27 protein-coding genes are annotated in these 26,795 nt (G+C 64.7%); 13 read left to right on the forward strand and 14 right to left on the reverse strand.

Annotated elements, in window-relative coordinates; translation table 11 throughout:
- Positions 1-22: 22 nt before the first annotated feature.
- The 3 genes from ACF8C6_RS09635 to katG all read left to right on the forward strand — a co-directional run bounded on the left by ACF8C6_RS09635 (position 23) and on the right by katG (position 3,850).
- Positions 23-1,024, forward strand: a complete 1,002-nt coding sequence (locus ACF8C6_RS09635) for a DNA-directed RNA polymerase subunit alpha (RefSeq protein ID WP_277690651.1) — start codon at positions 23-25, stop codon at positions 1,022-1,024.
- Between the two features lie 45 nt (positions 1,025-1,069).
- Positions 1,070-1,459, forward strand: coding sequence for a 50S ribosomal protein L17 (gene rplQ, locus ACF8C6_RS09640; RefSeq protein ID WP_110683351.1), 390 nt, complete (start codon positions 1,070-1,072; stop codon positions 1,457-1,459).
- Positions 1,460-1,699: 240 nt separating this feature from the next.
- Positions 1,700-3,850 (forward strand): catalase/peroxidase HPI, encoded by a 2,151-nt coding sequence (gene katG / locus ACF8C6_RS09645; RefSeq protein ID WP_392499065.1) that lies wholly within the window; start codon positions 1,700-1,702, stop codon positions 3,848-3,850.
- Positions 3,851-3,897: 47 nt separating this feature from the next.
- Here the strand turns inward: katG and uvrA are convergent, their stop codons facing one another.
- Positions 3,898-6,732, reverse strand: coding sequence for an excinuclease ABC subunit UvrA (gene uvrA / locus ACF8C6_RS09650; RefSeq protein WP_392499066.1), 2,835 nt, complete (start codon positions 6,730-6,732; stop codon positions 3,898-3,900).
- A gap of 132 nt (positions 6,733-6,864) precedes the next feature.
- Between uvrA and ACF8C6_RS09655 the strand changes: the two genes are divergently transcribed.
- The 3 genes from ACF8C6_RS09655 to ACF8C6_RS09665 all read left to right on the forward strand — a co-directional run bounded on the left by ACF8C6_RS09655 (position 6,865) and on the right by ACF8C6_RS09665 (position 9,354).
- Positions 6,865-8,259: an MFS transporter gene (locus tag ACF8C6_RS09655; RefSeq protein WP_392499067.1), complete on the forward strand. Its 1,395-nt coding sequence runs from the start codon at positions 6,865-6,867 to the stop codon at positions 8,257-8,259.
- Between the two features lie 9 nt (positions 8,260-8,268).
- Complete coding sequence (locus ACF8C6_RS09660) at positions 8,269-8,760, forward strand: single-stranded DNA-binding protein (protein WP_277690647.1); 492 nt, start codon at positions 8,269-8,271, stop codon at positions 8,758-8,760.
- Positions 8,761-9,003: 243 nt separating this feature from the next.
- Positions 9,004-9,354, forward strand: a complete 351-nt coding sequence (locus ACF8C6_RS09665; RefSeq protein WP_392499068.1) for a hypothetical protein — start codon at positions 9,004-9,006, stop codon at positions 9,352-9,354.
- Between the two features lie 19 nt (positions 9,355-9,373).
- On the opposite strand, the gene ACF8C6_RS09670 is transcribed toward ACF8C6_RS09665, so the two are convergent.
- The 4 genes from ACF8C6_RS09670 to ACF8C6_RS09685 all read right to left on the reverse strand — a co-directional run bounded on the left by ACF8C6_RS09670 (position 9,374) and on the right by ACF8C6_RS09685 (position 12,708).
- A complete protein-coding gene (locus tag ACF8C6_RS09670) occupies positions 9,374-10,339 on the reverse strand; it encodes an alpha/beta hydrolase (RefSeq protein WP_392499069.1) in 966 nt (321 codons plus the stop codon).
- Complete coding sequence (locus ACF8C6_RS09675) at positions 10,336-11,163, reverse strand: SDR family NAD(P)-dependent oxidoreductase (RefSeq protein WP_392499070.1); 828 nt, start codon at positions 11,161-11,163, stop codon at positions 10,336-10,338. The genes ACF8C6_RS09670 and ACF8C6_RS09675 overlap by 4 nt, the downstream gene beginning before the upstream one ends.
- A 215-nt stretch (positions 11,164-11,378) precedes the next feature.
- Positions 11,379-12,338, reverse strand: a complete 960-nt coding sequence (locus ACF8C6_RS09680; protein ID WP_392499071.1) for an HlyD family secretion protein — start codon at positions 12,336-12,338, stop codon at positions 11,379-11,381.
- 1 nt (position 12,339) lies between these two features.
- Positions 12,340-12,708: a DUF3302 domain-containing protein gene (locus tag ACF8C6_RS09685; RefSeq protein ID WP_392499072.1), complete on the reverse strand. Its 369-nt coding sequence runs from the start codon at positions 12,706-12,708 to the stop codon at positions 12,340-12,342.
- Between the two features lie 158 nt (positions 12,709-12,866).
- On the opposite strand from ACF8C6_RS09685, the gene ACF8C6_RS09690 reads away from it, so the two are divergent.
- The 4 genes from ACF8C6_RS09690 to ACF8C6_RS09705 all read left to right on the forward strand — a co-directional run bounded on the left by ACF8C6_RS09690 (position 12,867) and on the right by ACF8C6_RS09705 (position 17,593).
- Positions 12,867-13,223 (forward strand): hypothetical protein, encoded by a 357-nt coding sequence (locus ACF8C6_RS09690; protein ID WP_392499073.1) that lies wholly within the window; start codon positions 12,867-12,869, stop codon positions 13,221-13,223.
- A gap of 60 nt (positions 13,224-13,283) precedes the next feature.
- Positions 13,284-15,371: a TonB-dependent copper receptor gene (locus ACF8C6_RS09695; protein ID WP_392499074.1), complete on the forward strand. Its 2,088-nt coding sequence runs from the start codon at positions 13,284-13,286 to the stop codon at positions 15,369-15,371.
- Positions 15,372-15,771: 400 nt separating this feature from the next.
- Positions 15,772-16,656 (forward strand): sugar nucleotide-binding protein, encoded by an 885-nt coding sequence (locus tag ACF8C6_RS09700; protein ID WP_392499075.1) that lies wholly within the window; start codon positions 15,772-15,774, stop codon positions 16,654-16,656.
- 7 nt (positions 16,657-16,663) lie between these two features.
- Positions 16,664-17,593, forward strand: a complete 930-nt coding sequence (locus ACF8C6_RS09705; protein WP_392499076.1) for an NAD-dependent epimerase/dehydratase family protein — start codon at positions 16,664-16,666, stop codon at positions 17,591-17,593.
- 56 nt (positions 17,594-17,649) lie between these two features.
- Here ACF8C6_RS09705 and ACF8C6_RS09710 read toward each other — a convergent pair whose 3' ends face one another.
- From ACF8C6_RS09710 to ACF8C6_RS09730, 5 genes are all read right to left on the reverse strand, one after another.
- Entirely contained in the window at positions 17,650-18,336 is a 687-nt protein-coding gene (locus ACF8C6_RS09710) for an OmpW family protein (protein ID WP_392499077.1), read from the reverse strand.
- A gap of 120 nt (positions 18,337-18,456) precedes the next feature.
- Positions 18,457-18,987 carry a DUF3299 domain-containing protein gene (locus tag ACF8C6_RS09715; RefSeq protein WP_392499078.1) on the reverse strand — a complete coding sequence of 177 codons (531 nt, stop codon included), beginning with the start codon at positions 18,985-18,987 and terminating at the stop codon, positions 18,457-18,459.
- An 8-nt stretch (positions 18,988-18,995) separates the two neighbouring features.
- The gene (locus ACF8C6_RS09720; RefSeq protein WP_392499079.1) at positions 18,996-20,258 is read right to left on the reverse strand and encodes an ABC transporter permease; all 1,263 of its coding nucleotides are present in this window, start codon (positions 20,256-20,258) and stop codon (positions 18,996-18,998) included.
- Position 20,259: 1 nt separating this feature from the next.
- Complete coding sequence (locus ACF8C6_RS09725; RefSeq protein ID WP_392499080.1) at positions 20,260-20,967, reverse strand: ABC transporter ATP-binding protein; 708 nt, start codon at positions 20,965-20,967, stop codon at positions 20,260-20,262.
- A 79-nt stretch (positions 20,968-21,046) separates the two neighbouring features.
- On the reverse strand, positions 21,047-21,658 hold the full coding sequence (locus ACF8C6_RS09730; RefSeq protein WP_392499081.1) for a DUF2796 domain-containing protein: 612 nt from the start codon (positions 21,656-21,658) through the stop codon (positions 21,047-21,049).
- Positions 21,659-21,772: 114 nt separating this feature from the next.
- Between ACF8C6_RS09730 and ACF8C6_RS09735 the strand changes: the two genes are divergently transcribed.
- Positions 21,773-22,114: a hypothetical protein gene (locus tag ACF8C6_RS09735; RefSeq protein WP_392499082.1), complete on the forward strand. Its 342-nt coding sequence runs from the start codon at positions 21,773-21,775 to the stop codon at positions 22,112-22,114.
- A 12-nt stretch (positions 22,115-22,126) separates the two neighbouring features.
- Here ACF8C6_RS09735 and ACF8C6_RS09740 read toward each other — a convergent pair whose 3' ends face one another.
- The 4 genes from ACF8C6_RS09740 to ACF8C6_RS09755 all read right to left on the reverse strand — a co-directional run bounded on the left by ACF8C6_RS09740 (position 22,127) and on the right by ACF8C6_RS09755 (position 24,884).
- Positions 22,127-22,570 (reverse strand): acyl-CoA thioesterase, encoded by a 444-nt coding sequence (locus ACF8C6_RS09740; protein WP_392499083.1) that lies wholly within the window; start codon positions 22,568-22,570, stop codon positions 22,127-22,129.
- Between the two features lie 149 nt (positions 22,571-22,719).
- The gene (gene trxA, locus ACF8C6_RS09745) at positions 22,720-23,592 is read right to left on the reverse strand and encodes a thioredoxin (protein ID WP_392499084.1); all 873 of its coding nucleotides are present in this window, start codon (positions 23,590-23,592) and stop codon (positions 22,720-22,722) included.
- Positions 23,593-23,784: 192 nt separating this feature from the next.
- Positions 23,785-24,441 carry a class I SAM-dependent methyltransferase gene (locus ACF8C6_RS09750; RefSeq protein WP_392499085.1) on the reverse strand — a complete coding sequence of 219 codons (657 nt, stop codon included), beginning with the start codon at positions 24,439-24,441 and terminating at the stop codon, positions 23,785-23,787.
- Entirely contained in the window at positions 24,438-24,884 is a 447-nt protein-coding gene (locus tag ACF8C6_RS09755; protein WP_392499086.1) for a YbaY family lipoprotein, read from the reverse strand. The genes ACF8C6_RS09750 and ACF8C6_RS09755 overlap by 4 nt, the downstream gene beginning before the upstream one ends.
- Positions 24,885-25,019: 135 nt before the next feature.
- Here ACF8C6_RS09755 and nrdR point away from each other — a divergent pair, with 135 nt between their 5' ends.
- Both nrdR and ribD read left to right on the forward strand, forming a co-directional pair.
- Positions 25,020-25,484 carry a transcriptional regulator NrdR gene (nrdR, locus tag ACF8C6_RS09760; RefSeq protein ID WP_277690628.1) on the forward strand — a complete coding sequence of 155 codons (465 nt, stop codon included), beginning with the start codon at positions 25,020-25,022 and terminating at the stop codon, positions 25,482-25,484.
- Positions 25,481-26,599: a bifunctional diaminohydroxyphosphoribosylaminopyrimidine deaminase/5-amino-6-(5-phosphoribosylamino)uracil reductase RibD gene (gene ribD, locus ACF8C6_RS09765; RefSeq protein WP_392499088.1), complete on the forward strand. Its 1,119-nt coding sequence runs from the start codon at positions 25,481-25,483 to the stop codon at positions 26,597-26,599. Before nrdR ends, ribD begins: the two co-directional genes overlap by 4 nt.
- Positions 26,600-26,795: the final 196 nt, after the last annotated feature.

The raw sequence follows: 26,795 nt of genomic DNA on the forward strand, positions 1-26,795 counted from the left end.
GGGCTAGAAAATAGGTGCATCCATGCAGATTTCGGTAAATGAGTTCCTGACCCCCCGCCACATTGATGTGCAGGCGGTCAGTCCGACCCGCGCCAAGATCACCCTCGAGCCCCTCGAGCGTGGTTTTGGTCATACCCTGGGCAACGCGCTGCGCCGCATCCTGTTGTCCTCCATGCCTGGCTGTGCAGTAGTCGAGGCCGAGATTGACGGTGTGCTCCATGAGTACTCCGCCATCGAAGGTGTGCAGGAAGATGTCATCGAGATCCTGCTGAACCTGAAAGGCCTGGCCATCAAGCTGCACGGTCGTGACGAAGTCACCCTGACTCTGGCCAAGAAAGGCTCGGGTGTGGTCACCGCTGCCGATATTCAGCTGGATCACGATGTCGAGATCGTCAATGGCGATCACGTAATCGCCAATCTGGCGGACAACGGCGCTCTGAACATGAAACTCACCGTGCGTCGTGGCCGTGGCTACGAACCGGCTGATGCCCGTCAGAGCGATGAGGACGAAAGCCGTAGCATCGGCCGTCTGCAGCTGGACTCCTCGTTCAGCCCGGTTCGCCGCGTGGCTTACGTGGTCGAGAACGCTCGCGTTGAGCAGCGTACCAACCTGGACAAGCTGGTCATCGACCTGGAAACCAACGGCACCCTGGATCCTGAAGAGGCTATCCGTCGTGCCGCGACCATCCTCCAGCACCAACTGGCGGCCTTCGTTGATCTGAAGGGCGACAGTGAGCCGGTAGTGGTCGAGCAGGAAGACGAGATCGATCCGATCCTGCTGCGTCCGGTAGACGACCTTGAACTGACCGTGCGTTCGGCCAACTGCCTGAAGGCGGAGAACATCTACTACATCGGCGATCTGATTCAGCGCACCGAAGTAGAGCTGCTCAAGACTCCGAACCTGGGCAAGAAGTCCCTGACCGAGATCAAGGACGTTCTGGCCTCCCGTGGTCTGTCCCTCGGCATGCGCCTCGACAACTGGCCGCCGGCAAGTCTGAAGAAGGACGATAAGGCTACTGCCTGATCGTCCGTAATCACCGAACCGAAAGTTTGGTAAGGAATTTCAATCATGCGTCATCGTAAAAGTGGCCGTCACCTGAGCCGCACCAGCGCACACCGCAAGGCTATGTTCCAGAACATGGCGGTGTCGCTGTTCGAACACGAACTGATCAAAACCACCCTGCCGAAAGCCAAGGAACTGCGCCGCGTTGCCGAGCCGCTGATCACTCTGGCCAAGGTAGACAGCGTTGCCAACCGTCGTCTGGCCTTCGACCGTACCCGTTCGAAAGCCATCGTCGGCAAGCTGTTCAACGATCTGGGCAAGCGCTACGCCACCCGTCAGGGCGGCTACCTGCGTATCCTCAAGTGCGGTTTCCGCGCTGGCGACAACGCCCCTATGGCGTATGTTGAGCTGGTTGACCGCAAGGTCGCTGGCGAGGCTGTAGAAGCTGCTGAATAAGCACTTCTGTTGCGCATTAAAAGACCGGGCCTAGGCCCGGTTTTTTATTGTCCGGCGAACACTGGCAGGGCTTTTTGTTTAGGTCGAATTGCTGGCTGGTCGGGCGCAAGTTTAAAAAAGATAAAAACTATCAGGCGCTTATCTTTCATAAATTGGTTCTTCTTTTAAAGCAGGTCTAGTCTTCTTTCACCGTCGGTTGCAACGCACATGAGCCGACCCGATGAGGAAGAGGAGAGAACCATGTCGAACCCAGGTAAATGCCCGTTCAACCATGTGGCGGGCGGTGGTACCACTAACAGGGACTGGTGGCCTAATCAGCTGCGTGTAGACCTGCTCAACCAACACTCCGAAAAATCCAATCCGCTCGGCGAGAAGTTCAATTACGCCGAAGCATTCAAGAAGCTCGACTACAAGGCGCTCAAGGCTGATCTGGTCAAATTGATGACCGACTCCCAGGACTGGTGGCCCGCCGATTTCGGCCATTACGGTCCGCAAATGATTCGTATGGCCTGGCACGCTGCCGGTACCTACCGCACTACCGATGGCCGCGGTGGTGGTGGTCGTGGGCAGCAGCGCTTTGCTCCGCTCAATTCCTGGCCAGACAACGTCAACATCGACAAGACCCGCCGCTTGCTGTGGCCGATCAAGCAGAAGTATGGCCAGCAGATTTCCTGGGCTGACCTGCTGATTCTGGCCGGCAACGTGGCGCTGGAGTCCATGGGCTTCCGTACCTTCGGTTTCGCCGGTGGCCGGGAGGACGTATGGGAACCGGATATGGACGTCAACTGGGGCGCCGAGCTGCAGTGGCTGGGCGTCGATCCCGAGCGGGTCAAGGGTGACCGCGAGCTGAGCGCGCCCTTTGGTGCGACTCACATGGGCCTGATCTATGTGAATCCGGAAGGTCCCAATGCCAGCGGCGACTACCTGGAAGCTGCCAAGGACATCCGCGCTACCTTCTACCGCATGGCGATGAACGACGAAGAGATCGTTGCCCTGATCGCCGGTGGTCACACCTTCGGCAAGGCACACGGTGCTGCGCCTGAGTCGCACAAGGGGCCGGAGCCGGAAGCTGCAGGCATCGAGGCCCAAGGCCTTGGCTGGATGAGCAACTTCGGCAGCGGACATGGCAAGGACACCGTTTCCAGTGGCCTGGAAGTGACCTGGACCAAGACCCCGGCGCTGTGGAGCAACAACTTCTTCGAGAACCTGTTCAAGTACGAGTGGGAGCTGACCAAGTCGCCAGCCGGCGCCAAGCAGTGGGTCGCCAAGGATGCCCCGGAAATCATTCCGGATGCGCACATCCCGGGCAAATTCCACAAGCCGACCATGCTCACCACCGACCTGACCCTGCGCTTCGATCCGGAGTTCGGCAAGATCTCCAAGAGCTTCCTCGATGACCCGCAGGCCTTCGCGGATGCATTCGCCCGCGCCTGGTTCAAGCTGACCCACCGCGACATGGGGCCGAAGGCCCGCTACCTGGGCCCGGAAGTGCCGAAAGAGGATCTGATCTGGCAGGATCCGCTGCCGGCGGCCACGCACAATCCCAGCGCGCAGGACATCGCCGACCTGAAGGCTAAGATTGCCGCGTCCGGTCTGTCGGTGGGTGATCTGGTCTCGGTCGCCTGGGCGTCTGCCTCCACCTTCCGTGGCGGCGATAAGCGTGGCGGCGCTAACGGCGCACGCCTGGCGCTGGCGCCGCAGAAGGATTGGGCAGTCAACCAGCGTGCAATCAAGGCGCTGCCCAAACTGGTCGACATCCAGAAAGCGTCCGGCAAGGCGTCGCTGGCCGATGTCATCGTGTTGGCCGGTAATGTCGGGGTTGAGCAGGCTGCCAAGGCTGCTGGCGTGAGTGTGGATGTGCCTTTTGCCGCGGGGCGGGTCGATGCCCGTCAGGATCAGACCGACATCGAGATGTTCGAGGTGCTCGAGCCGGCGGCAGATGGCTTCCGCAACTACAGCAAAGGCAATCTGGGTGTGCCGAGCGAGGCCATGCTGATCGACAAGGCGCAGCTGCTGACCCTGACTGCGCCGGAACTCACTGCGCTGGTCGGCGGCCTTCGCGTGCTGGGGGCCAACTATGATGGCGGTGCCCACGGCGTGTTTACCGACAAGGTGGGCGTGCTGAGCAACGACTTCTTCGTCAACCTGCTGGACATGGGGGTTGAGTGGAAGGCGAAGGATGCAGAGGCAGAGGTGTTCGAGGGTAAGTGCCGCAAGACGGGGCAGGTGAAATACACCGGCACTCGTAGCGACCTGGTCTTTGGCTCCAACTCGGTGCTGCGCGCCTATGCCGAGGTGTATGCCAGTGCTGACGGCCAGGCAAAGTTGATCACGGACTTCGTCGCCGCCTGGACCAAGGTGATGAACCTGGATCGCTTCGATCTGGCCTGATTCACCTGCAATAGGAAAAAGCCCCGCCAATGCGGGGCTTTTTCTTGTCAGGTGCGATCGCGCTCCAGTAGCGGTTTGAGGAAGTGCCCGGTGTGTGAGGCCGGGTTGGCGGCGACGTCTTCCGGGGTGCCGGTGGCGATGATCATGCCGCCCTTGGAGCCGCCTTCGGGGCCGAGATCGACCAGCCAGTCCGCGGTCTTGATCACGTCCAGGTTGTGCTCGATCACCACGACGGTGTTGCCGTGGTCGCGCAGGCGGTGCAGCACGTCGAGCAGTTGTTGGATATCGGCGAAGTGCAGGCCGGTGGTCGGCTCGTCGAGGATGTATAGGGTCTTGCCGGTATCACGCTTGGACAGTTCGCGGCTCAGCTTGACCCGCTGGGCTTCGCCGCCGGACAGGGTGGTCGCGCTCTGCCCCAGCTTGATGTAGGACAGGCCCACGTCAACCAGGGTCTGCAGCTTGCGCGCCAGGGCCGGCACGGCATCGAAGAACTCGCGGGCTTCCTCGATGGTCATGTCGAGCACCTCGGTGATGCTCTTGCCCTTGTACTTCACTTCCAGCGTTTCGCGGTTGTAGCGCTTGCCTTTGCACACGTCGCACGGCACGTAGATGTCCGGCAGGAAGTGCATCTCCACCTTGATCACGCCGTCGCCCTGACAGGCCTCGCAGCGGCCGCCCTTGACGTTGAAGCTGAAACGGCCCGGGCCGTAGCCGCGCGAACGTGACTCCGGCACGCCGGCGAACAGTTCGCGGATCGGGGTGAACAGGCCGGTGTAGGTCGCCGGATTGGAGCGTGGCGTACGGCCGATTGGGCTTTGGTCGATGTCGACCACCTTGTCCAGGTGCTGCAGGCCGTCGAACGAATCATGCGGCGCCGCTTCCAGGGTGGTGGCACCGTTCAGCGCGGTGGCGGTGAGCGGGAACAGGGTGTTGTTGATCAGCGTCGACTTGCCCGAGCCGGACACGCCGGTGACGCAGGTGAGCAGGCCGACCGGTATCTCCAGGTCGACATTGCGCAGATTGTTGCCACGGGCGCCTTTGAGCTTGAGCAGCTTCTTCTTGTCGCGCGGGGTGCGAGTCGCCGGGTAGCGGATCTTCTCGCGGCCGGAGAGGTACTTGCCGGTCAGCGAGTCGGGGTGGTTCATCACCTCGTCCGGGGTGCCCTCGGCGACTACGCGGCCGCCATGCACGCCGGCGCCGGGGCCGATGTCGACCACGTAGTCGGCGAGGCGGATGGCGTCCTCGTCGTGCTCGACCACGATCACCGTGTTGCCCAGGTTGCGCAGGTGGGTAAGGGTGCCGAGCAGGCGCTCGTTGTCGCGCTGGTGCAGGCCGATGCTGGGCTCGTCGAGGATGTACATCACGCCGACCAGGCCGGCACCAATCTGGCTGGCCAGACGGATGCGCTGTGCCTCGCCGCCGGACAGGGTGTCGGCGCTGCGGTCCAGGGTCAGGTAGTCGAGGCCGACGTTGACCAGAAACTGCAGGCGCTCGCGGATTTCCTTGAGGATCTTCTCGGCGATCTCGCCACGGCGGCCGGTGAGTTGCATGCCGCCGAAGTAGTCGCAGGCCTCGCCGACCGGCAGGCCGGTGACCGCCGGCAGAGTGCGCTCGCCCACCCACACGTGGCGCGCCTCGCGGCGCAGGCGGGTGCCGCGGCAGTCCGGGCAGGGCTGGGTGCTGAGGAACTTGGCCAGCTCCTCGCGCACGGTGGCCGACTCGGTCTCGCGGTAGCGTCGTTCCAGGTTGGGGATGATGCCCTCGAAGGGGTGCGAGCGCTTGACGATATCGCCGCGGTCGTTGAGGTACTTGAAGTCGACGTTCTGCGTGCCGCTGCCGAACAGGATGACCTTCTGGTGCTCGGCGGCCAGATCGTCGAATGGCTCTTCCAGGCTGAAGCCGTAGTGCGCGGCCAGCGAGCCGAGCATCTGGAAGTAGTAGACGTTGCGTCGGTCCCAGCCGCGGATCGCGCCTTCGGCCAGGGTCAGCTCGCCGTTGACCAGGCGCTTGGCGTCGAAGAACTGCTTCACGCCCAGGCCGTCGCAGGTCGGGCAGGCGCCGGCCGGGTTGTTGAAGGAGAACAGCTTGGGCTCCAGCTCGCTGATCGAGTGGCCGCAGTGCGGACAGGCGAAGCGGGCGGAGAAGATGATCTCGTCACCCTCTTCGTCGTCCATGGGGGCGACCAGGGCGATGCCGTCGGCCAGGTTGATGGCGGTCTCGAAGGACTCGGCCAGGCGCTGCTGCAGGTCCTCGCGCACCTTGAAACGGTCCACCACCACGTCGATGCTGTGCTTCTTTTGCTTGTCCAGCTTGGGTAGCTCGTCCATCTCGTAGATGCGACCGTTGACCCGCGCCCGCACGAAGCCTTGGGCGCGCAGCTCGTCGAACACCGCCAGGTGCTCGCCCTTGCGCTCGCGGATCACCGGGGCCAGCAGCATCAGCTTGCGGCCTTCGGGCAGGGCCAGCACCTGGTCGACCATCTGGCTGACGGTCTGTGCTTCCAGCGGCACGTCGTGGTCCGGGCAGCGCGGGATGCCGACGCGGGCGTAGAGCAGGCGCAGGTAGTCGTAGATCTCGGTGATGGTGCCCACGGTCGAGCGCGGGTTGTGCGAGGTGGACTTCTGCTCGATGGAGATGGCCGGGGAGAGGCCCTCGATGGTGTCGACGTCGGGCTTCTCCATCATCGACAGGAACTGCCGGGCGTAGGCCGACAGGGACTCGACGTAGCGGCGTTGGCCCTCGGCGTAGAGGGTGTCGAAGGCCAGCGATGATTTGCCGGAACCGGACAGGCCGGTGATCACGATCAGCTTGTCGCGCGGCAGGGTCAGGTCAACGTTTTTCAGGTTATGGGTGCGCGCACCCCGGATCAGAATCTTGTCCACGAACGGCCTCGCAGGTGGCGGGCGGAAACGGCGAAGTATACGGCCGTGGGCTGCCACGCGGCAAAGCGCCGCGCCTGTGATGGCGAGGCCGCTGCTGCTAGAATCGCCGGCTCATTTGTACAGGGTTATTCGATGCAGGATTTGCACAGCGAGCGCATGAGCGCCCGTGAGACGCGCGCGGCAGGCGGCCTGGCCATGGTCTTTGCGTTTCGCATGCTTGGCATGTTCATGGTCCTGCCGGTGCTGGCCACCTATGGAATGGACTATGCCGGCGCCACGCCGGCACTGATCGGCCTGGCCATCGGCGCCTACGGCCTGACCCAGGCAGTGCTGCAGATTCCCTTCGGTATCCTCTCCGACCGCATCGGCCGTCTGCCGGTCATTTACGGCGGTTTGCTGATCTTCGCCGCCGGCGCCGCCCTGGCGGCTAATGCCGACACTATATGGGGCGTGATCGCCGGCCGTGTGCTGCAGGGGGCCGGGGCCATCTCGGCAGCGGTGATGGCGCTGCTCTCGGACCTGACCCGCGAGCAACACCGCACCAAGGCCATGGCCATGATCGGCATGAGCATCGGCCTGTCGTTCGCCGTAGCCATGGTGGTCGGTCCGCTGCTGACCAGCGCCTTTGGTCTGGCCGGGCTTTTCTGGGTCACCGCCGGCATGGCGTTGGTCGGCATGCTGATCATTGCCCTGTTCGTGCCGCGGGCTTCCAGCACCTTGCAGCACCGTGAGTCGGGCGTGGCGCGCCAGGCCCTGCTGCCTACGCTGCACAACACCGAGCTGCTGCGCCTGAACCTGGGTATCGGCACCCTGCATGCCATTCTCATGGCCAGTTTCGTGGTGTTGCCGCTGGCGCTGGTCGACCAGGGCGGCCTGCCCAAGGAGCAGCACTGGTGGGTCTACCTCAGTGCGCTGCTGGTGGGTTTCTTCGGCATGGTGCCGTTCATCATCTACGCCGAGAAGAAGCGGCAGATGAAGCGTGTGCTCAGCGGCGCGGTGCTGGCACTGGTGCTCTGCGAGCTGTACTTCTGGGCGTTCGGCTACAGTCTGGCGGCGCTGGTGATCGGCTTCATCCTGTTCTTCACGGCCTTCAACCTGCTGGAGGCCTCGTTGCCCTCGCTGGTCAGCAAGGTGGCACCGGCCGGCGGCAAGGGCACGGCCATGGGCGTGTACTCCACCAGTCAGTTCCTTGGGGCGGCCATGGGTGGCATTCTCGGGGGCTGGTTGTACCAGCATGGTGGCTTGGCCTACGTGTTCGTCGGCTGTGCGCTACTGGGGCTTCTCTGGCTGGCGGCAGCTGCTACTATGCGCGAGCCGCCTTATGTGACCAGCCTGCGCCGGCCGCTCACGGCCCATGCCGTGGCCGATAGCGCACTGGTGGGGCGACTCCTCGCGATACCCGGCGTCAGCGACGCCATCGTGGTGGCCGAGGAGGCCGCGTTGTACATCAAAGTGGATACCCAACAATTGGACCGCGCGTTGCTCGAGCAGGTGCTCGAAGAGGCCGCGGAGACGCAGAACGCTTAGGAGAACGAAATGGCCCGTGGGGTTAACAAAGTCATTCTGATTGGCAACGTCGGCGGCGACCCGGAAACCCGTTACCTGCCCAACGGCAATGCGGTGACCAACATCACCCTCGCCACTACCGACAGCTGGAAGGACAAGCAGACCGGCCAGCAGCAGGATCGCACCGAATGGCACCGCGTGGTGTTCTTCGGCAAACTCGCCGAGATCGCCGGCGAATACCTGCGCAAGGGCAGCCAGTGCTACGTCGAAGGCCGTCTGCAGACCCGCGAGTGGGAGAAGGACGGCGTCAAGCGCTACACCACCGAGATCGTGGTCGACATGAACGGTACCCTGCAGCTGCTCGGCAGCCGCGGTGGTAATAACGAAGGCGGTGGCGACTACGCCCCGCGCCAGCAGTCGCGCCCAGCGCCGCAGCAGGCTGCGCAACGTCCGGCGCCGCAACCGGCCGCCCAGCAACCAGCCGCGGACTACGACAGTTTCGACGACGACATTCCGTTCTGACGGTTTGCGCCGTGACCAGAAGCCCGCCTATTGGCGGGCTTTTGCATTTATGCCGGCGGTGGTGCGGCTGGCGGTCGGACCATGCAAATTGCACGGCTGTCGAGGCCCATCGTGCACTCTGCAATGTCACCTTGTTTTTTATATTGGTTAAGTGATTGATTTATAAGAATATTTATTTTCTTGTCAGGTGGCATGGCTGCTGCAATCGATCAGGTATTTCCAACCATGATCGAGAGCCGAGCAATGCACGCTGCCATCAAGGAATTCTGCGACGCCTTCCCCGCCCACGAGATTGACTTCAAGCCCCGCCCGGACGGCACATTGCTGCTAACCCTGCGCCAGCCCGGCCAGGTGCCGCTGAGCCAGGCCATCGACAGGGCGAGACTGCTTGAGTCGACGAGTGTGCGAGAGTTGATCCACGACCTTACCCTGGGCCTGCGCCGCGCCAATGGCCAGGCGCTGCTGGCCGATGACTGCGCAGGCTGGTGCCCCCGTGAGTTGCCAACCTTTTCCGGCGAACCACTGCACGTGCCGGCGGTCCGCACTCTTGTGTACCGGGGCAAGATGCGCGGTGAGTCTGCCCAGCGTCTGTAATGCCGCTGCCGGGTGATCTTCAGGCGCGCGGCGAGGGCTGTTCCCCGCGCTTCAGCTGCTCGCCTTGCCAGCAGGCGTTGGCGAAAGCGGCCAGGTCACGCAGGCTGGCCGCAGCTTCAGGTAGCAGCGGGTGGAAGGTCGGCCAGACGTGGGCCTGGCCCCGCCAGATATCCAGGCGTACGGCAACGCCGGCCTGATCCATGCGTTCGGCCAGGCGGAGTGAGTCGTCGCGCAGCACCTCGTTGTCGCTGACCTGAATCAGCACCGGCGGGAAGCCAGTGAAGTCGCCATAGAGGGGGGAGGCCAGCGGTGAGGCGCCGTCCTGGCCGGCCAGATACGTCTCGGCGGCGCGGCGGATGCTGTTGGCATCGAACATCGCACAGCTTTTGCCGTTGCTGTGCAGCGACTCGCCCGTGGCGAGCAGGTCGGTGTAGGGCGAGAGCAGCATGGCGCCGCCCGGCAGGGGCTGGTCGGCGGCCTTGAGCGCATGGATCAGGGCCAGTGCCAGGCCGCCGCCGGCAGAATCACCAGCCAGCATGATGCGTCTTGCCGGGAAGCGCTGGAGCAACCAGGCATAGGCCGCCAGGGCATCTTCCACGGCAGCAGGGAAGGGCGCTTCGGGTGCCAGGCGGTAGTCGAGGGAAAACAGCCCGCAGTTGCTGACTTTGGCCAGGTGGGTGGTAAAGCTGCGGTAGGTGCGCGGCGAGCCGAACACATAGCCACCGCCGTGCAGGTAGAGCAGGCACTGGCCAGCCGGTGCCGCGCTGGGTAGATGCCACTCGCCACGAACCGACCCCTCTTCGACAGCCCGTATGCTGACGTCGGGGCAGGGCTTGCGCTTGGCGCTGCTGCGCTCCAGCCAGCGGCGAAAGCGCTGTGGGTCGAAATCCGCGCTGGTCAGCTTGGGTTTCAGGCGCCAGCGCAGCAGCGTGCTGAGCAGGCGCGAACGGATCGAGCGTTTATTGACCAGGCGCTGGTCGATCATGCGGCATTCCTCTTCTGTCCGGATGCCCGGTTCAGCAGGCGGTTTATCAGCCCGGTATGCGCGCTGGGCAGTAGGCGTTGCAGCAGGTCGATGAACTTGGCGTCATGGCCTACGAGGATGCGCTCACGACGCTGCTGGATGCCTTCGATGATGACCCGTGCTGCTTCGGCGGGCGACAGTTTCAGGGTGTTTTTCTCCAGGCGCTCGACCAGGGCCTGCGGGTCGTCGACGGCCTGATCGAAACAGGCGCTGCGGGCGATGCGTGTGCGTACCCCGCCGGGGTGTACGCAGGCCACATGCACACCGTCGGCCTTGAGTTCCTGGCGCAACGCTTCGGTGAAGCCGCGCACGGCAAACTTGCTGGCGCAGTAGTGGGCCTGGCCCGCCACGCCGATCAGGCCAAACAAACTGGAGAGGTTGACCAGGCTGCCACGGCTGGCCCGCAGCGCGGGGAGGAAGGCGCGGCTGCCATGCACCACGCCCCAGAAGTTGACGTCGAGCACCGTGCGGAAGGCCTCTGCCGAGGTCGAGGCGAAGTCGCCGAAGCGGGTGATGCCGGCGTTGTTGATGAGCACGTCGACCGTGGTGAAGGTCGCCAGGACCTGCTCGGCAAAGTCGTCTACCTGTGCCGCATCGCTGACATCCAGGGTGTAGCCCTGCAAAGGGCCGGCACCGGCCAGGCGCGCCTGGATCAGGGTTTCGTTGAGGCTCTGGCGGTCAATGTCGGCCAAGGCCAGGCCGTGACCGCGCGAGGCTAGTTGCAGGGCCAGCTCACGGCCAATGCCGCTCCCTGCACCGGTGATCACCGCGTTCTTGTTGTGCATGTCCGCTCAACCTCTGTAACGGGTTATGGCGAGATTTCATTGTTCGAGTGCGTGGCAATATTCCGAACGGGGAGGGTGCAGTCAATTGCATGTGACCGACTGGTCTGCCGTGAATGATTCGGCACAGCCTGGCTGATGGTGGCGGGAGAGATACCGCTGTCGCCTGCTCGCGAGGCAGGCGGCAGCACGCGGAAGGCCGCGCGCTGCCGGAGGCATCAGTGGAAGGGGAAGAAGTAGTTCATCCACGAGGCCATGCGCAGCAGGATCTTGCGCATGACGGCGACGTGGTGCAGGTGCTCGGTATAGATCGCCGCCTGGCCGAAGGCGCCGCCGGGGATCTGCTCGCGATAGGCCTCGTACCTTTCGTCGGTGATCTCCAGCACCACCGGCACACGTCCGGGAGGCGGCGAGCCGGTGAAGGACACCAGGCTGCCAGTGGCCTGCAACTCGCCTTCGCCTATCAACGGCAGTACCTGGCGTACCTTGGCGGAGAAGACCTGGCCGGGCAGGCTGTCGAAGGCCACTTCGGCGTCATCGCCGACCAGCAGGCGCAGCTGACTGTTCTGGCGCATCCAGGCCACGGTGTAGCTGTTCTCATTGGGCACGAAGACCATGGCCGGGCGCAGGGGTAACTTTACGGCACGTACACCGGGGCGCAGAAATACCTGCAGCACCATGCCATCGGACGGCGCCTTGACCACCGCGTTGTCGAGGTCGAACTGGGCGCCGATCAGTTGCGCCTGCAGGTCATCGACCCTGGCGTTGGCCTGATCCAGGTCGCGGCGGTTGCCCAGGTTACGCTGGGCCAGGGTGGCGGCGCGGTACTGGTCGGCCTTGGCCGAGACCAGTTGCGCTTTGAGTGATTTGACCTTGCTTTCGAACGGTGTGGGGTCAATGCGGAACAGTACGTCGCCCTGTTTGACCTTCTGGTTGGCGCGGATCGGGACTTCGATCACTTGACCGCTGACCGAGGGCACGATGGGCACGCTAATGAAGTAGTTGCGGGTCACTTCCGAATAGGGGTGGTTGTAGTTCATCAGGAACACCAGCGCCCCGACGATCACCACGCCGCCAAGGGCGGCGGTGGGTACTGTCCACTTATTCAGCGGAATCTTGAATACCTTGAAAATCACCACGCAGATCGCGGCATAGGTCAGCAGCAGCAAGAGATCCATATCATTGCTCCCCTACAGGCTGAGTGGCGGCGGTTGGCGCGTCGGGGTTGCCGTCTGTGACCTTGGCCAGTGCGGCTTTGAGCTCGGCGACTTGTTGCTCCAGCGCTGCCAGCCGCTGTTCGTCAGCCTTGAGCTGGGTTGAAAAGCCCCAGCCGCGATCCTCGCGATACAGGGTTGCCCAGATCCACAGGAAGGGCCACAGCACATGCAGGGTGAACAGGCTGACCCAGCCGGCCACGTGAATGGCGTCCTGCTGCGGGTGATTGCGGTGTTTGGCGATTTCATAGGGAATGTCGTGAATCGCGATGATGCCGTAGAACAGCACCAGTGCCACGATGACCAGGATGGCCAGGGCGACGTAGTCGAGCATTTAACCTCCGCGTCCGTTGCTGATAGAAACAGCTGCCCAGACTAACAGTGCGCAATGTGCTCTGGCGATCAAATTAATGGGCGTCGGGTGCGACGCCATGTCCATGTGGTTCCTGTGGGCTTGTCGCTAGAATGCCGGCAGCCATACAAGGACGCCCCTTGAACCCACTCAGCCGCAATTTTCGCGATTGGCTCTACGCCTTTGCCCTGGTGGGCATGCTCCTGCGCGTGAGCATGCCGCTGTGGGCACTGCCGCAGATGAGTGAAGGCGGCTTCCTGCTGATGTGCGGCTCGCAAGGGCTGCACTGGCAGCTCGGCGAGGACAGCAAGGCCAGCTCGCAGCAGTTGCCCTGCGCCCAGTGCAGTGCGCATGCGGCCAGCGTGCAGAGCTTTCCCTTCAGCCCACCACCGCCTCTGGTTGTGCCGGTCGAGCGTCCGCGTTTCGCCGAGGTACTGAGCCTTCAGCCACCGTTTCTGGTAGCTCCGCCCGGCAGGGCCCCGCCGCAGCTTTCCTGAATCCGCGTCACTCGCCCTCGTCGCGAGGGCATTGCGTTGTCTCATATTTCAGGAAACACCATGACTGCATCCGTTTTCATGCCGGCGCGTGCCGGCCGTCTGCCCTTCATTTTCTCTGCCCTTGGCCTGGCGATCAGCGCGCCTGCGTTCGCCGAAGAAATCGCCGACACCGAACTGGCTCCCACGGTGATCACCGCCGTGCAGCAGAGTTCGCCACTGACCATCGAGCCCGACCCCAAGAATGCCCGCCAGCCGGTGCCGGCCAGCGACGCCAGCGACTACCTGAAGACCATTCCCGGTTTCTCCGCCATCCGCAGCGGCGGCACCAACGGCGACACGGTGCTGCGCGGCCTGTTCGGTTCGCGCATCAACCTGCGCACCGATGGCGGCCTGATGCTGGGGGCCTGCCCCGGTCGCATGGATGCGCCGAGCGCCTACATCTCGCCGGAAACCTACGACCAGCTGACCGTGATCAAGGGCCCGCAGACCGTGCTCTGGGGGCCGGGCGCCTCGGCCGGTACGGTGCTGTTCGAGCGTGAGCCGGAGCGCTTCGGCGAGCTGGGCTCGCGCTTGCATGCCAGCGTGCTGGCCGGCTCCAACGGTCGTTTCGACAAGGTGCTGGATGGCGCCGTCGGTGGCGAGCAGGGCTACCTGCGCTTCACCGGCAACCAGGCGCAGTCCGATGACTACCAGGATGGCGACGGCGATACCGTGCCCTCGCGCTGGAAGAAGTGGAACGGCGACTTGGCCATCGGCTGGACCCCGGACGCCGACACCCTGCTGGAGCTGACCGCCGGCAAGGGTGATGGCGAGGCGCGTTATGCCGGGCGGGGTATGGACGGCGCGCAGTTCGTGCGCGAAAGCCTCGGTCTGCGTTTCGAGAGGGGCAATCTGGGTGGGGTGCTGGATAAGATCGAGGCGCAGGTTTACTACAACTATGCCGACCACATCATGGACAACTTCAGCCTGCGCCAGCCCGACCCCAGCAGCATGATGGCCATGCCCATGGCCGCGCAGGTGGACCGGCGCACCATTGGCGGGCGCCTCGCGGCCACCTTCAAGTGGGCCGATGTGGAGCTAGTCGCCGGGGTCGATGCGCTGCGCAGCGAGCACCGCGAACGCAGCTCGACCTACAGCATGATGGGCGGCTACGTCGACGCTGATGCCTACCCCTGGAGCAAGGATGCGGTCAGCCACAACTACGGTTTGTTCGGCGAGGCCACCTGGTACGTCGCCGAGCGCAACCGCCTGATCGCCGGCGCGCGTCTGGATCGCGCCTCGGCCAAGGACTACCGGCAGAGCATCAGCGGCATGATGATGAGCATGCCCAACCCCACCGCCGGCGATAGCCGCGAGGACACCCTGCCCAGCGGTTTCCTGCGCTACGAGCATGATCTGGCCAACTCGCCGACCACTCTGTACGCCGGCCTCGGCCACGTGCAGCGCTTCCCCGATTACTGGGAGTTGTTCTCGCCCAACTCCGGCCCGAGTGGCAGCGACAACGCATTCGCCGGCATCCAGCCGGAGAAGACCACCCAGCTCGACTTCGGCGTGCAGCACAACGGCGGCGACTTGCAGGCCTGGGCTTCCGGCTATGTCGGCCAGGTGCGTGATTACATCCTGTTCAGCTACCAGAGCGGCATGATGGGCATGAGCACCTCCAGCGCGGAGAATGTCGATGCGCGCATCATGGGCGGTGAGCTGGGCGCCAGCTACCGCCTGAGCCAGCACTGGAAGACCGACGCCACCCTGGCCTACGCCTGGGCCAAAAACAGCTCGGACGACGAGGCGCTGCCGCAGACGCCACCACTGGAGGCGCGTCTGGGCCTGACCTACGAGCGTGAGGATTGGAGCGTCGGTGCCCTGTGGCGGGTGGTCGACAAGCAGTCGCGCGTGGCCGAGGGCAAGGGCAACGTGGTGGGGCAGGACTTCGGCGAAACCGCCGGTTTCGCTGTGTTCTCGCTCAACGGCGCTTATCGCGTCAGTGAGCACGTCAAGCTCAGTGCCGGTGTCGACAACCTGCTCGACAAGGACTACGCCGAACACCTCAACCTGGCCGGCGACTCCGGTTTCGGCTACCCGGCCGATCCGGTGGCCATCGACGAGCCGGGGCGTACCCTGTGGGCCAAGGTCGATTTCGACTTCTAAGCCATCCCGGAGCCCGCCCATTGGCGGGCTCTTGCTGTCCGTGGAAACCCTTCGCTAATGGTCGATACCGGCTGCCCATGTGGGTGAATGACGGTCGGGGCTGGCTGTTTCCGGCGCTTTGCTGGTCTATACCCCTGGAGCGGCTGGCCGGCACCCAGATCAAGCGCTGATCATCCGGCTACATGGCCCGCAGTGGTGGGGTAGGAGCAGGTGGCGGCGGCCAGTCGTGAACCTGCAGTACTGGCTGTTCAGTTGCGTGGCCAGGCGATCATCTACCGGACATGGCGGGCGGCTGATCGGCCCGCGCTAGTGACGTGCCTGCGCGAAACCCGCAGAATGCCGTTTTTGCTCCGTCGCCAGGTGGGGTTTTCTTTCGGTCTGTCGGGTCTTGTGCTGAATCATGCGAATGCGGTTGTTGTTACTGGGCGGGGGTAACTCCCTGGGGCAGGCGCTGGTGCGTCAGGGGGCTGAGGAGGACATTGGCTTCCTGGCGCCGCGTCCGCCGGAAGGCGGCTGGGATGCGGCAAGCCTCACCCAGTTGCTCGACGAAACGCGCCCCGATGCGCTGATCAACCTTGCCTACTATCAGGACTGGTTCCAGGCCGAGCACTTCGACGAGCCGCGTTTCGCTCAGCAGGAGCGCGCCGTCGAACGCCTGGCCGAGCTGTGCCAGCATCATGAGATTCTGCTGCTGCAGCCTTCCAGCTATCGGGTATTCGATGGCTCGCGGGCCACGGCCTACAGCGAAAAGGACGAGCCGGTGCCGCTCGGTCTGCGTGGCCAGGCCCTGCTGCGCATCGAGCAGTGCGTGCGGGCCACCTGCCCGCGGCATGTGCTGTTGCGTTTCGGCTGGCTGCTGGATGACAGCGCCGATGGGTTGCTGGGGCGCTTTCTGCAGCGTGCCGAGCGCGAGCAGGAGTTGCTGATGGCGGATGACCGTCGCGGTAATCCGACCCCGGTGGACGATGCTGCGCGCGTGATCCTCGCCGTGCTTAAGCAGCTGGACTGCCAGAGCCCGCTGTGGGGCATCTACCATTACGGCAGTCACGAGGCGACCACGCCGTTGGCGCTGGGTCAGGCCATTCTCGGTGAGGCTCGCGCCTTGCATCCGCTCAAGGTGCAGGAGATCGGTGCCCAGGCGCATGCCGCGCGGGCCGACGCCGCGGAAGAGCCGCAGCACGCGGTGCTGGCCTGCAAGAAGATCATGCACACCTTCGGCATCAAACCACGCGCCTGGCGAGCTGCTCTGCCGGCGTTGCTGAACCGTTACTACCGGCATGCCTGAGAACCCCATGAACGACTCTCCGATTCTGCTCACCGGCGGCGCCGGCTTTATCGGCTCGCACCTGTGCGATGCCCTGCTTGCGGCCGGTTACCGGGTGCGGGTGCTGGACAACCTGTCTACCGGCCGGCGCGACAACCTGGCGCTGAGCAATCCGCGGCTGGAGCTGATCGAGGGCGATGTGGCCGACGCGGCGCTGATGCGCCGCGCCGTAGCCGGATGCCAGGCGGTCGCTCACCTGGCCGCAGTGGCCTCGGTACAGGCCTCGGTGGATGACCCGGTGAGCACGCACCAGAGCAATTTCATCGGTACGCTCAACCTCTGCGAGGCCATGCGCGAGGCCGGTGTGAAACGTGTGCTGTTCGCCTCCAGCGCCGCTATCTACGGCAACAATGGCGAAGGCGTGGCGGTGACCGAGGACACCGCCAAGGCCCCGCTGACGCCCTATGCGGCCGATAAGCTGGCCAGCGAACACTACCTGGACTTCTATCGTCGCCAGCATGGATTCACCCCGGCGATTTTCCGCTTCTTCAATATCTACGGGCCGCGTCAGGACCCGTCATCGCCCTATTCCGGGGTGATCAGCATCTTCACCGAGCGCGCCCTGGCCGGACAGCCGATTACGGTGTTCGGCGACGGCGAGCAGACCCGCGACTTCTTCTATGTGGCGGATCTGGTGCCGCTGCTGGTGCAGGGGCTGACCGCTGCCGAGGTGGCGCCCGAGGCGGTGAATGTGGGGCACAACCAGTCGGTCAGCCTCAATCAGCTGCTGGTGGCCATTCGTCAGGTGCTCGGCGAGTTGCCCGAAGTCAGCTACGGCGAAGCCCGTCCGGGGGATATCCGCCACTCCCGCGCCGATAACAGCCTGCTCTGCCAGCGCTATCAGCTGGCATCCGCGACGCCACTGGCCGAGGGGTTGGCGCGTCTGCTGGGGCGCTGATCTCGACAGGACGAAAAAGCCCCGCGGATGCGGGGCTTTTGTGTGTGGGGCAGGGCTTAGAACTTGTAGCCCAGGCCAACCATGTAAACGAACGGGTCGACATCCACGTCCACCTCGACCTCGCGGCCACCGTAGCTGGTGCTGCCGGTGGTGTCGATGTCGATGTAGCGCACCTGGGCGTTGAGCATCACATTGTCGGTCAGCATGTAGTCCATGCCGATTTGCGCGGACAGGCCCCAGGAGTCGTCCAGGTCGAGGCCGCTGAAGCCCTTGTCTTCCGCCTCACTGGAGAGCTCGGTATCGAAGAACCAGGTGTAGTTGATGCCCGCGCCGACATAGGGCTGGAAGGCGGAGGCGGCGTCCAGCGGGTAGTACAGCACGCTCAGGGTCGGCGGCAGGTGCTTGAGTTCACCGAGCTTGCCGTTGAGGCCGGCAAAGGCGCCGGGCATACCCTTGACGCCGACGTCATGGCTGAACGGGGTGGCGGCCAGCAGCTCGACACCAACGTGATCGGTGACCATGTAGGCGAAGTTCAGGCCCAGCTGGGTGTCGCTGTCCAGCGTGGCCTTGGTGCCGGCCACGTCGGTGTCGAGGGCCCCGACCCAGATATCGCTGCTGCTTTCATGCGGGTCGACGGTGATTGCACCGGCACGGACGATGATGTCGCCGGCCTTGTGGGCCTGCGCCAGCGGCGCGCCCAGAGCAAGGGCGATCAGGGTGGTGGCGAGCAGGGTCTTCTTCATTTTGGGCTCCGGGGAGTCAGCAATGTGTGTTGGCTGACTGTCATCCTACGGAGCACCTGCCGGCGATCTCTTGACCTGGCTCAATGGCCGCGCGTGCCGTGGGTGCGGCGGCCTGTCGCACTACATTTCGTAGGGGTAAATCTTGTCAGCGGCGACTTGATAACCGGCCGTGCCCATTTCGCTGCTGCGCGAGCCGACCTTGAGCGGCCCTTCGATCCAGAACGGCTGGTACAGCGCATCCAGCAGCACGCCCAGCTCGGCGGTGACGTGGACGATCTGGTTGGATGGCGGTGGCGGTACGTGGATGCAGGCGCCGAAGTAGGGCACGAAGAGGAACTCGGTCACCCGGCCTTCCTCGGTCACGTCCAGCGGCACGATGTAGCCGGGCAGCTTGATCTGCTGGCCGTCCAGTTCCTCAACCACCGGCGCGTCCGGCATCGACTGCTGGGCCGCCGGGCCACTCTCGGCAGCCAGGGCGTCGGCCAGCTGGGTGAGGTCGTGTATTGGCATCTGCTGCTGCGGCGGCAGCGGCGGCGCATCTGCAGGAATCAGCTCGCTCCAGGTCAGCTCGCGGATATTGTCTGCCAGCGCGGGGGCTGACCCTGTTGGGATGGCGATGGCCAGCAGCAGGGCGAGCAACAGATGACGCATGGGCAACCTCACAGACGAATGGACAGGCCGTCGGCCAGCGATTGCCGATAGGCGCGCCAGGCAGGCACGGCGCCCATCAGCAGGGCGGCCCCCAGAATACCTGCGAGCAGGCGCCACTCATAGTGGCTGGGCAGGGCGAGTGGCAGATACAGACCGTACTGTGCCTGCACCCATCCCTGACTGACGGCAATGCCGCCGTACAGCAGCGCCAGGCCCAGTACCGCGCCCGCCACGGCCAGCACCAGCGCTTCCAATACCAGCAGACCGGCGATGTGCCAGGGCCTTGCCCCCACCGAGCGCAGGATGGCCATTTCGCGGCGACGCTCGTTGAGGCTGGTGAGAATCGCCGTCAGCATGCCGATCAGGCCGGTCAGCACGACGAACAGCGAGACCACGAACAGTGCCTTTTCCGCGGTGCCCATCAGGCTCCACAGCTCCTGCAGGGCTACGCCGGGGAGAATCGCCAACAGCGGTTCACCGCGGTATTCGTTGACCTGGCGCTGCAGAGTGAAGGTAGCGATCTTGCTCTTCAGGCCGAGCAACATGGCGGTAATGGCTTTGGGCTGCAGGTGCAGTTCGCGCGCCTGCTCGGCCGAGACCTTGGCCGCGCCACGCGCCGGCATGCCGTTCTGCCAGTCGACATGCAGCGCTTCCATGCCTTCCAGGGAGATGTGCAGGGTGCGATCCACCGGCGTACCGGTGCGCGCGAGAATGCCGACCACGCGGAACGGCTTGTCGTCGTGCTGGGTCAGGCTGACCGCGGCAACGCCATGGGCCAGGACGATGCGGTCGCCCAGCCGGTACTTCAGTGCCTCGGCCACTTCGGCGCCCAGCACCACGTCAAACAGATCGGCGAAGGCTTTGCCCTGCGCCAGCTGCAGGCTCTGGCCGCGGCCATAGTGGTAATGCTCGAAATAGCCGACATTGGTGCCCAGCACCCGGTAACCGCGATGCGAGTCACCCAGTGACAAGGGTATCGCCCACTTCACCTGAGGGTGTTTGGCCAGGGTCTCGTAGCTGTCCCAGCGGATATTGTTGGTGGCGTTGCCGATACGGAACACCGAATACAGCAGCAGGTTGACCGAGCCGGAGCGGGCGCCGACGATCAGGTCGGTGCCGCTGATGGTGCTGGCGAAGCTGGCCCGCGCCTCGGTGCGCACCCGCTCGACGGCGAGCAGCAGGCATACCGAGAGTGCGATGGCGAATACCGTGAGCAGCGCGGTGAAACGGCGATTGGCCAGGCTGGCCAGGGCGATGCGCAACAAGTGCATGTCAGATCTCCGCCGGTCGAGTGGCGCGATTCAGTTCGGCCAGCGAGACGTCGCGGTCGAATAGCGGCGCCAGGCTCTGGTCGTGACTGACGAACAGCAGGCTGGCGCCGGCTTCGCGGCACTCGGCGAACAGCAGTCGGAGGAAGGCCTCGCGGGCGTCGTGATCCAGTGCCGAAGTCGGTTCGTCGGCGATCACCAGCTCCGGCTGCCCAATCAACGCGCGGGCGGCGGCCACCCGCTGTTGCTGACCGATGGACAGCGTGTCGGCGCGGCGCTCCAGCAGTTCCGCCCTGAGCCCAAGGTGGGCGAGCAATTGCGCGGCGGCCTCGGCGACGCTGCCAAAGCGATCGACGGCCCGGTCGGCGCGGGTTTTCGAGAAACGGCAGGGCAGTTCGACGTTTTCCCGCACCGAGAGAAAGGGCAGCAGATTGAATTGCTGAAAGATGTAGCCGGTGTGGTCGACGCGGAAGCGATCACGGGCGCCGGACGACATCTGTGCCAGTTCCTGGCCGAGCAGCCGCAAGCTGCCACGACCGGGCTTTTGCACGCCGCCCAGCAGGCCCAGCAGGGTGGTTTTGCCGCTGCCGCTGGGGCCCTTGAGGAACAGGCTTTCACCGCGCTGTAGGGTGAAGGCGGGGATGTCCAGCAGCTCGGCCTGGCCGGGCCAGGCGAAGCCTACGTCGGAGAGTTCGATCAGTGCGTCGGGCATGGGCGATTCGCGTGTCGGAGGTGGTCGACAGCTTAAAGGCAAGCAAGCAGCGGCGCACCCGCAAGTGCGCCGCTAAAGGTCAGAAGCTCAGGCGCGAATGGTTTGGCGTGAGTTCGGCGCCCTGCTGGCCGCTCGGGCCAATCAGCTGTACTTCCAGCTTCTCGGTGTTCGGGAAGGTGCTGAAGAAGCTGCCCAGCTCCAGGGTCTTCAATGCCTCGGCATTGGCGCAGGTGAAGTGGTAGCTGGCCTCGATATCGCTGTGTGCAGCCTCGCCTTCATGGTCATGATCGTCGTGCTCGTGCTCGTGCTCGTGCTCGTGCTCGGCATGTTTGGCGTCAGCGAACAGCGGGCTTTCCAGTTCGGTTTCCTTGAGGCTGCACTTGGCTTCGGCCGGCAGGGCGAACAGTGCCTGAGGCTGCTCCAACTGCTTGCGGGCGGCCGTCACCTTGGCCTTGTCGGCGTCACTGTTGGCGGCATGCTCGAAGCCGACCAGGTTCATGGCCGGGCTTTCCAGCTGGATCTCCAGGGTTTGACCGTCCAGCGCCACGTTGAGGCTGGCCACGCCATGTTCGTGTTTGCCGAGGCTGCCGTGTGCTTCATGGTCATGATCGTGATCATGCTCATGGCTTGAAGCCTGGGCGAGTGCCAGGGGGAGCAGGGCGAGGGGGAGGGCGAGCAGGGTGCGGCGCATGGGCAAACTCCGGCGGTCGTTTTGTTAGGTTATTTTGTAACACCTGGGCGGTGTGATTGGCCAGTCTCACTTGGCGTGGCAGCATGGCCGCTGGATCTACGGGAGCGGGAAACGATGCTGCGAATCAAGGGCCGGGTGGGCGAATGGCCGGTGGACCTGACGGTGGAGATGGATGCCGAGGACTGGGCTCAGCTGGCGGCTCACCTGCCGCTGGAGGCGCCGCCAGCGGTTGCCAGCCCGGCGCCGGTCGGCAGTTCGGCGGACGCTCTGTGGCCACTGGCGCTGCAATTGTTGCAACGTGCCGGTAGCCTGGAAGGCCCGCAGCTGCTTGGCGAGTTGGCGGCATTGGCAGGCAGCGATGCGGCGGGCAAGCGGTTGTTGGTGCGCTTGCGCCATAGCGCCCAGGTGCGGGTGGAAAGCGGCGCCGATGCGCCGCTGTACCGCTGGATCGGCTAAAGGCCGCTGGCCTCAGGCCTGGCCTGCCTGGTTGACCGTCACGCCCGGTGCGCCGTGCTGCAACCGTGTGCGGATGGTGTCGGGAATGGCGGTCTTGCGGTAGTGCCGGGCATCCACCATGACGTAGGTGACTTCGCTGCGGGCAATGGCCGCCTGGTCGGCGTGGCGGCGGATATCGACTTGCAGGCTGAACGAGCTGTTGCCCAGGTGCAGGGTGTTGACGTCCAGCTGCAGCACGTCGTCGAAGCGTGCCGGCGCCTGCCAGTCGGTCGCCATGCGCACCACCTGGCTGTCCAGGCCCTGTTCCAGCAGCGCCTGGTAGCTGCCGAACACGGCGCGGTAGAACTCGGTGGCCGCCACGTCGACGTAGTCGCCATAGCGGGCGTTGAACACCACCTGCTGGGCGTCGCACTCGCCGTAGCGTACCCGTAGCAGCAGACGGAACGGTTGGGTCATATCAAGGCCTTTGCGATCTTCTGAATTAGAGCCAGACAAGGCGAAAACGGCCGAGGGCGCGGAGTTTACGGGCTGTAAATGAGCAGCCCGAGACGCCGTGTCCCGGGCCGTTTTCAACGCAGTATGGCCGACAGTCAGGAGGTCGTTTCTCAGTAGATCGCTTGGTACAGCTTGCGACGGTACTGGGTGACCAGCGGATGGTCGTTGCCGAGCAGGTCGAACACCTGCAGCAGGGCCTTGTGCGCAGCGCCTTCCTGGAAGCTGCGGTTACGCACGAACAGCTTGAGCAGACCGTCCAGCGCGGCTTCGTACTGCTGGCGTGCCAGTTGCTGGATGGCCAGCTGGTAGGTCGCCTCATCATCCTCGGGGTTCTGCGCCAGGCGGCTTTTCAGCTCGGCGCTGTCCGGCAGGCTGGCGGCCTGACGCAGGAAGGTGAGCTGCGCCTTGGCGCCGGCCAGAGCCTGCTTGTGTTCGTCGCCCTTCACCGCGTTGAGTACGGCCTCGGCTTCGCCCAGTTCGCCGCGTTCGGCCAGGCAGCGGGCGTAAAGGATCAGCGCCGCGCCGTTCTCGTTGTCCTCGGTGAGTATCTGCTTGAGCAGATTTTCGGCGTCAGCGAAACGCTCCTCGGCGAAGAGCGCCTGGGCGGTTTCCATGGGGTTGGCCGCCAGCGGTGCCGGTTCGGCCACGTGTGGCTTGAGCATCTCGCGAATGGCCGACTCCGGCTGCGCGCCGGCGAAGCCGTCGACCGGCTGACCGTCCTTGAACAGCACCACGGTGGGCAGGCTGCGGATGCCGAAGCGCATGACGATGTCCTGCTCCACGTCGCAGTCGACCTTGGCCAGCAGCAGCTCGCCGCGGTATTCCTCGGCGATCTTCGCCAGCATCGGCATCAGCGCCTTGCACGGCGCGCACCACTCGGCCCAGAAGTCCACCAGCACCGGCTTGTGGAAGGAGTTCTCGATCACCAGCTGCTCGAAGCTGGCGGCGCCGGAAACGTCGAAGATGTAGGGGGTATCGCTCATGGGGATTCTCGATTGGTGGCTCGCAGGGCGAGGCCTGGAACAAGGCTGTGACTATAAATGCGGGCGCCGCCCGGTGGATACAAGTAGCCCGGATGCAATCCGGGGGCGGAGCTGCCTGCTTCCCCGGATTGCATCCGGGCTACGTGTAGTTCCCTCTCCCGTTTACGGGAGAGGGTTAGAGAGAGGGGCGTCTCAGTCGCGCTTGGCGTGGTACAGGCTGACATTGCGAAACTCCGCCGGCTCGGCCAGGTCCGGCCAAGTGCAGGCGTCGAGCAGGCCCAGGCGCGTATACAGCGGGTGCTGAAAGTCCTTGACCCGTGAGTCGGCCACCAGCGCCTCCTTGCCACGGCTCAGAAACGCGTCGAGCAGTGGCAGGTTGGCGCGGTCGTAGAGTACGTCGGCGACGATGATCAAATCGAAGCGATCCTGCTCGGCGAAGAAATCCAGCGAGTAGCTCAGATCGACGCCATTCAGTTCGGCGTTGGCGCGGCAGGACTCGATGGCCAGCGGGTCGAGGTCGCAGGCCACCACTTGCGCCGCACCAGCCTTGGCGGCGGCGATGGCCGCCACCCCGGAGCCGGCGCCGAAATCCAGCACGCGTTTGCCGCGCACCCATTCGGGCTTGTCCGCCAGCCAGCGGGCCAGGGCCAGGCCGCTGGCCCAGCAGAAGCTCCAGTAGGGCGGCTCTTCGAGGATGCGTCGGGTTTCTTCGGGGCTGAAGCAACGGTCCATGTTGCTGGGGTCGACCAGCCACAGGCGGATATCGGTGCCGGGCAGGGTTTCGGCACTCAGGCGGGCATCGCCGAGCAGTTGTTGCAGGGCGTTCTGCAGCGTTACGGGAGGCGTCATGGGGCTTTCACCAGTGACAGGGTGCCGACGTCGTGACTGCCAGCCTGGGTCACCGGGCGCGGCGGCAGGCGCAGGATCAGACGCCCGGATTGGCTGATGCGGGCGCGCAGTTCGACCCGTGCCCCGCTGGGGAAAGACGCTGGGTTGAACGGCAGGCGAAACGGCAGTGCCTGGCCATCGCCCGTCAGCTTGAGACTGCCCAGCAGCTGCTGTGGCCGGTCGCGCTCGTCCACCACCAGCAGGGCAATTTCCACCTCGCTGCCAGGCGGTGGCGTCAGCAGGCTGCCACGCAGCTCGCGCAGATGCGCCGGCAGCGGCTGTTCGACGGGGGCGGCTGGCGTCTTGGCCGGCGCAGGGGTAGCGGGAGCTTCGGGCTGGGGTGGCTCGCTGGCACAGGCACTCAGGAGCAGGCTCAGGCAGATCAGGAGGTGGCGAATAGTCATGGCGGCATCCGATGCGGCGGTGCTATGTGAAATAGCGCAAAAAACGCGCGCCTGTATACCGGAAAGCCTCTGGCTTGTCTTTCTGGCGCACCCTTGCGCTACCATGAGGCACCTTTTTGCCGGGGCTTTTTCTTCATGCATTGTCCGTTCTGCGCCACCCACGACACCAAGGTCATCGATTCCCGCCTGGTCGCCGAGGGCGAACAGGTACGCCGGCGCCGCGAGTGCGTGGCCTGTGGCGAGCGTTTCACCACCTTCGAGACCGCCGAACTGGTGATGCCGCGTCTGATCAAGCAGGACGGCAGCCGCCAGCCGTTCGACGAGGAAAAGCTGCGTGCCGGCATGCAGCGTGCGCTGGAAAAGCGCCCGGTCAGCGTCGAGCGCCTGGAAGAGGCCATCGCCCATATCAAGCAGAAGCTGCGCGCCACCGGCGAGCGCGAGATCAAGTCGCTGGTGCTGGGCGAACTGGTGATGACCGAGTTGCAGAAGCTCGACGAAGTGGCCTACATCCGCTTCGCCTCGGTGTACCGCCGCTTCCAGGACCTCAACGAGTTCCGCGAGGAGATCGAGCGCCTGGCCCGTGAGCCGTCCAAGGCATGAGCCAGTCCGATCAGCAGTTCATGGCCCGCGCGCTGGAGCTGGCGAGCAAGGGCTTGTATTCCACTCATCCCAATCCGCGTGTGGGCTGCGTCATCGTTCGCGACGGCAAGATCGTCGGCGAAGGTTGGCACGCCAAGGCCGGCGAGCCACATGCCGAAGTGCATGCGCTGCGCCAGGCCGGCGAGCTGGCCCGTGGCGCTACCGCTTACGTCACCCTGGAGCCCTGTAGCCATCATGGGCGCACGCCGCCTTGTGCCGAGGCGCTGGTTAACGCGGGTGTCGCAAGGGTGGTGGCGGCCATGCAGGACCCCAATCCGCAGGTCGCCGGCAAAGGGCTGCTACGCCTGATGGAGGCCGGCATTGCCGTGCACAGTGGTGTATTGGAGGCCGAGGCGCGCGAGCTCAATGCCGGCTTCATCAAGCGCATGGAACAGGGCCTGCCGTTCGTGCGGGTCAAGCTGGCCATGAGCCTGGATGGCCGTACGGCCATGGCCAGCGGCGAGAGCCAGTGGATTACCGGTCCCGAAGCGCGCGCGGCCGTTCAGCGCCTGCGTGCGCGCTCCAGCGTGGTGATCTCCGGGGCCGACACCGTGCTGGCCGATCAGGCGCGGCTGACCGTGCGTGCCGAGGAGCTGGGGCTGAATGCCGAGCTGACATCACTGGCCATCGATCGTCCGCCGCTGCGCGTGCTGATCGACGGACGGCTGCGCGTGCCGCTGTCTGTGCCGTTCTTCCAGGCTGGCCCGGCGCTGGTCGCCACCTGTGCCGCAGCCGCGGCTCGTGATCGCTTTCTCCAGGAGGGCCATGAGTTGCTGGCGGTGCCGGGCAGCAATGGCCATGTCGACCTGCGCAAGCTGCTCATGGAGCTGGCCGCGCGGGGTGCCAACGAGGTGCTGGTCGAGGCGGGGCCCAAGCTCGCCGGCGCCTTTGCTCGCGCGCATCTGGTCGACGAGTTCCAGTTGTTCGTCGCGCCCAAGTTTCTCGGTTCCAGCGCTCGTCCGCTGCTGGACTGGCCGCTGGCGCGCATGGTCGAAGCGCAGGAACTGGAGATTCGCGATATCCGCGCAGTCGGCGCCGACTGGCGCATCACCGCCGTGCCGCGTAAGGCGTCTTAGGTCGCGTAGGTTGGGTCGGGCCGCGTAGGTTGAGCGCAGCGAAGCCCAACAGGTGAGCAAGTTGGCGGAATAGTCGCCCAGGGGTTCGCTTGTTGGGCTTCGGCGCGTAGCACCTCAACCCAACCTATCTCGCCCGCCGCAACCGACACGACCCGCTCCAGCTGTCCGCCAAGCTGCAGTTCAGCGCCAAACGTGG

The sequence above is a fragment of the Pseudomonas sp. zbq_18 genome (assembly GCF_043102245.1).
In the GTDB taxonomy this organism is placed as follows: Bacteria; Pseudomonadota; Gammaproteobacteria; order Pseudomonadales; family Pseudomonadaceae; genus Aquipseudomonas.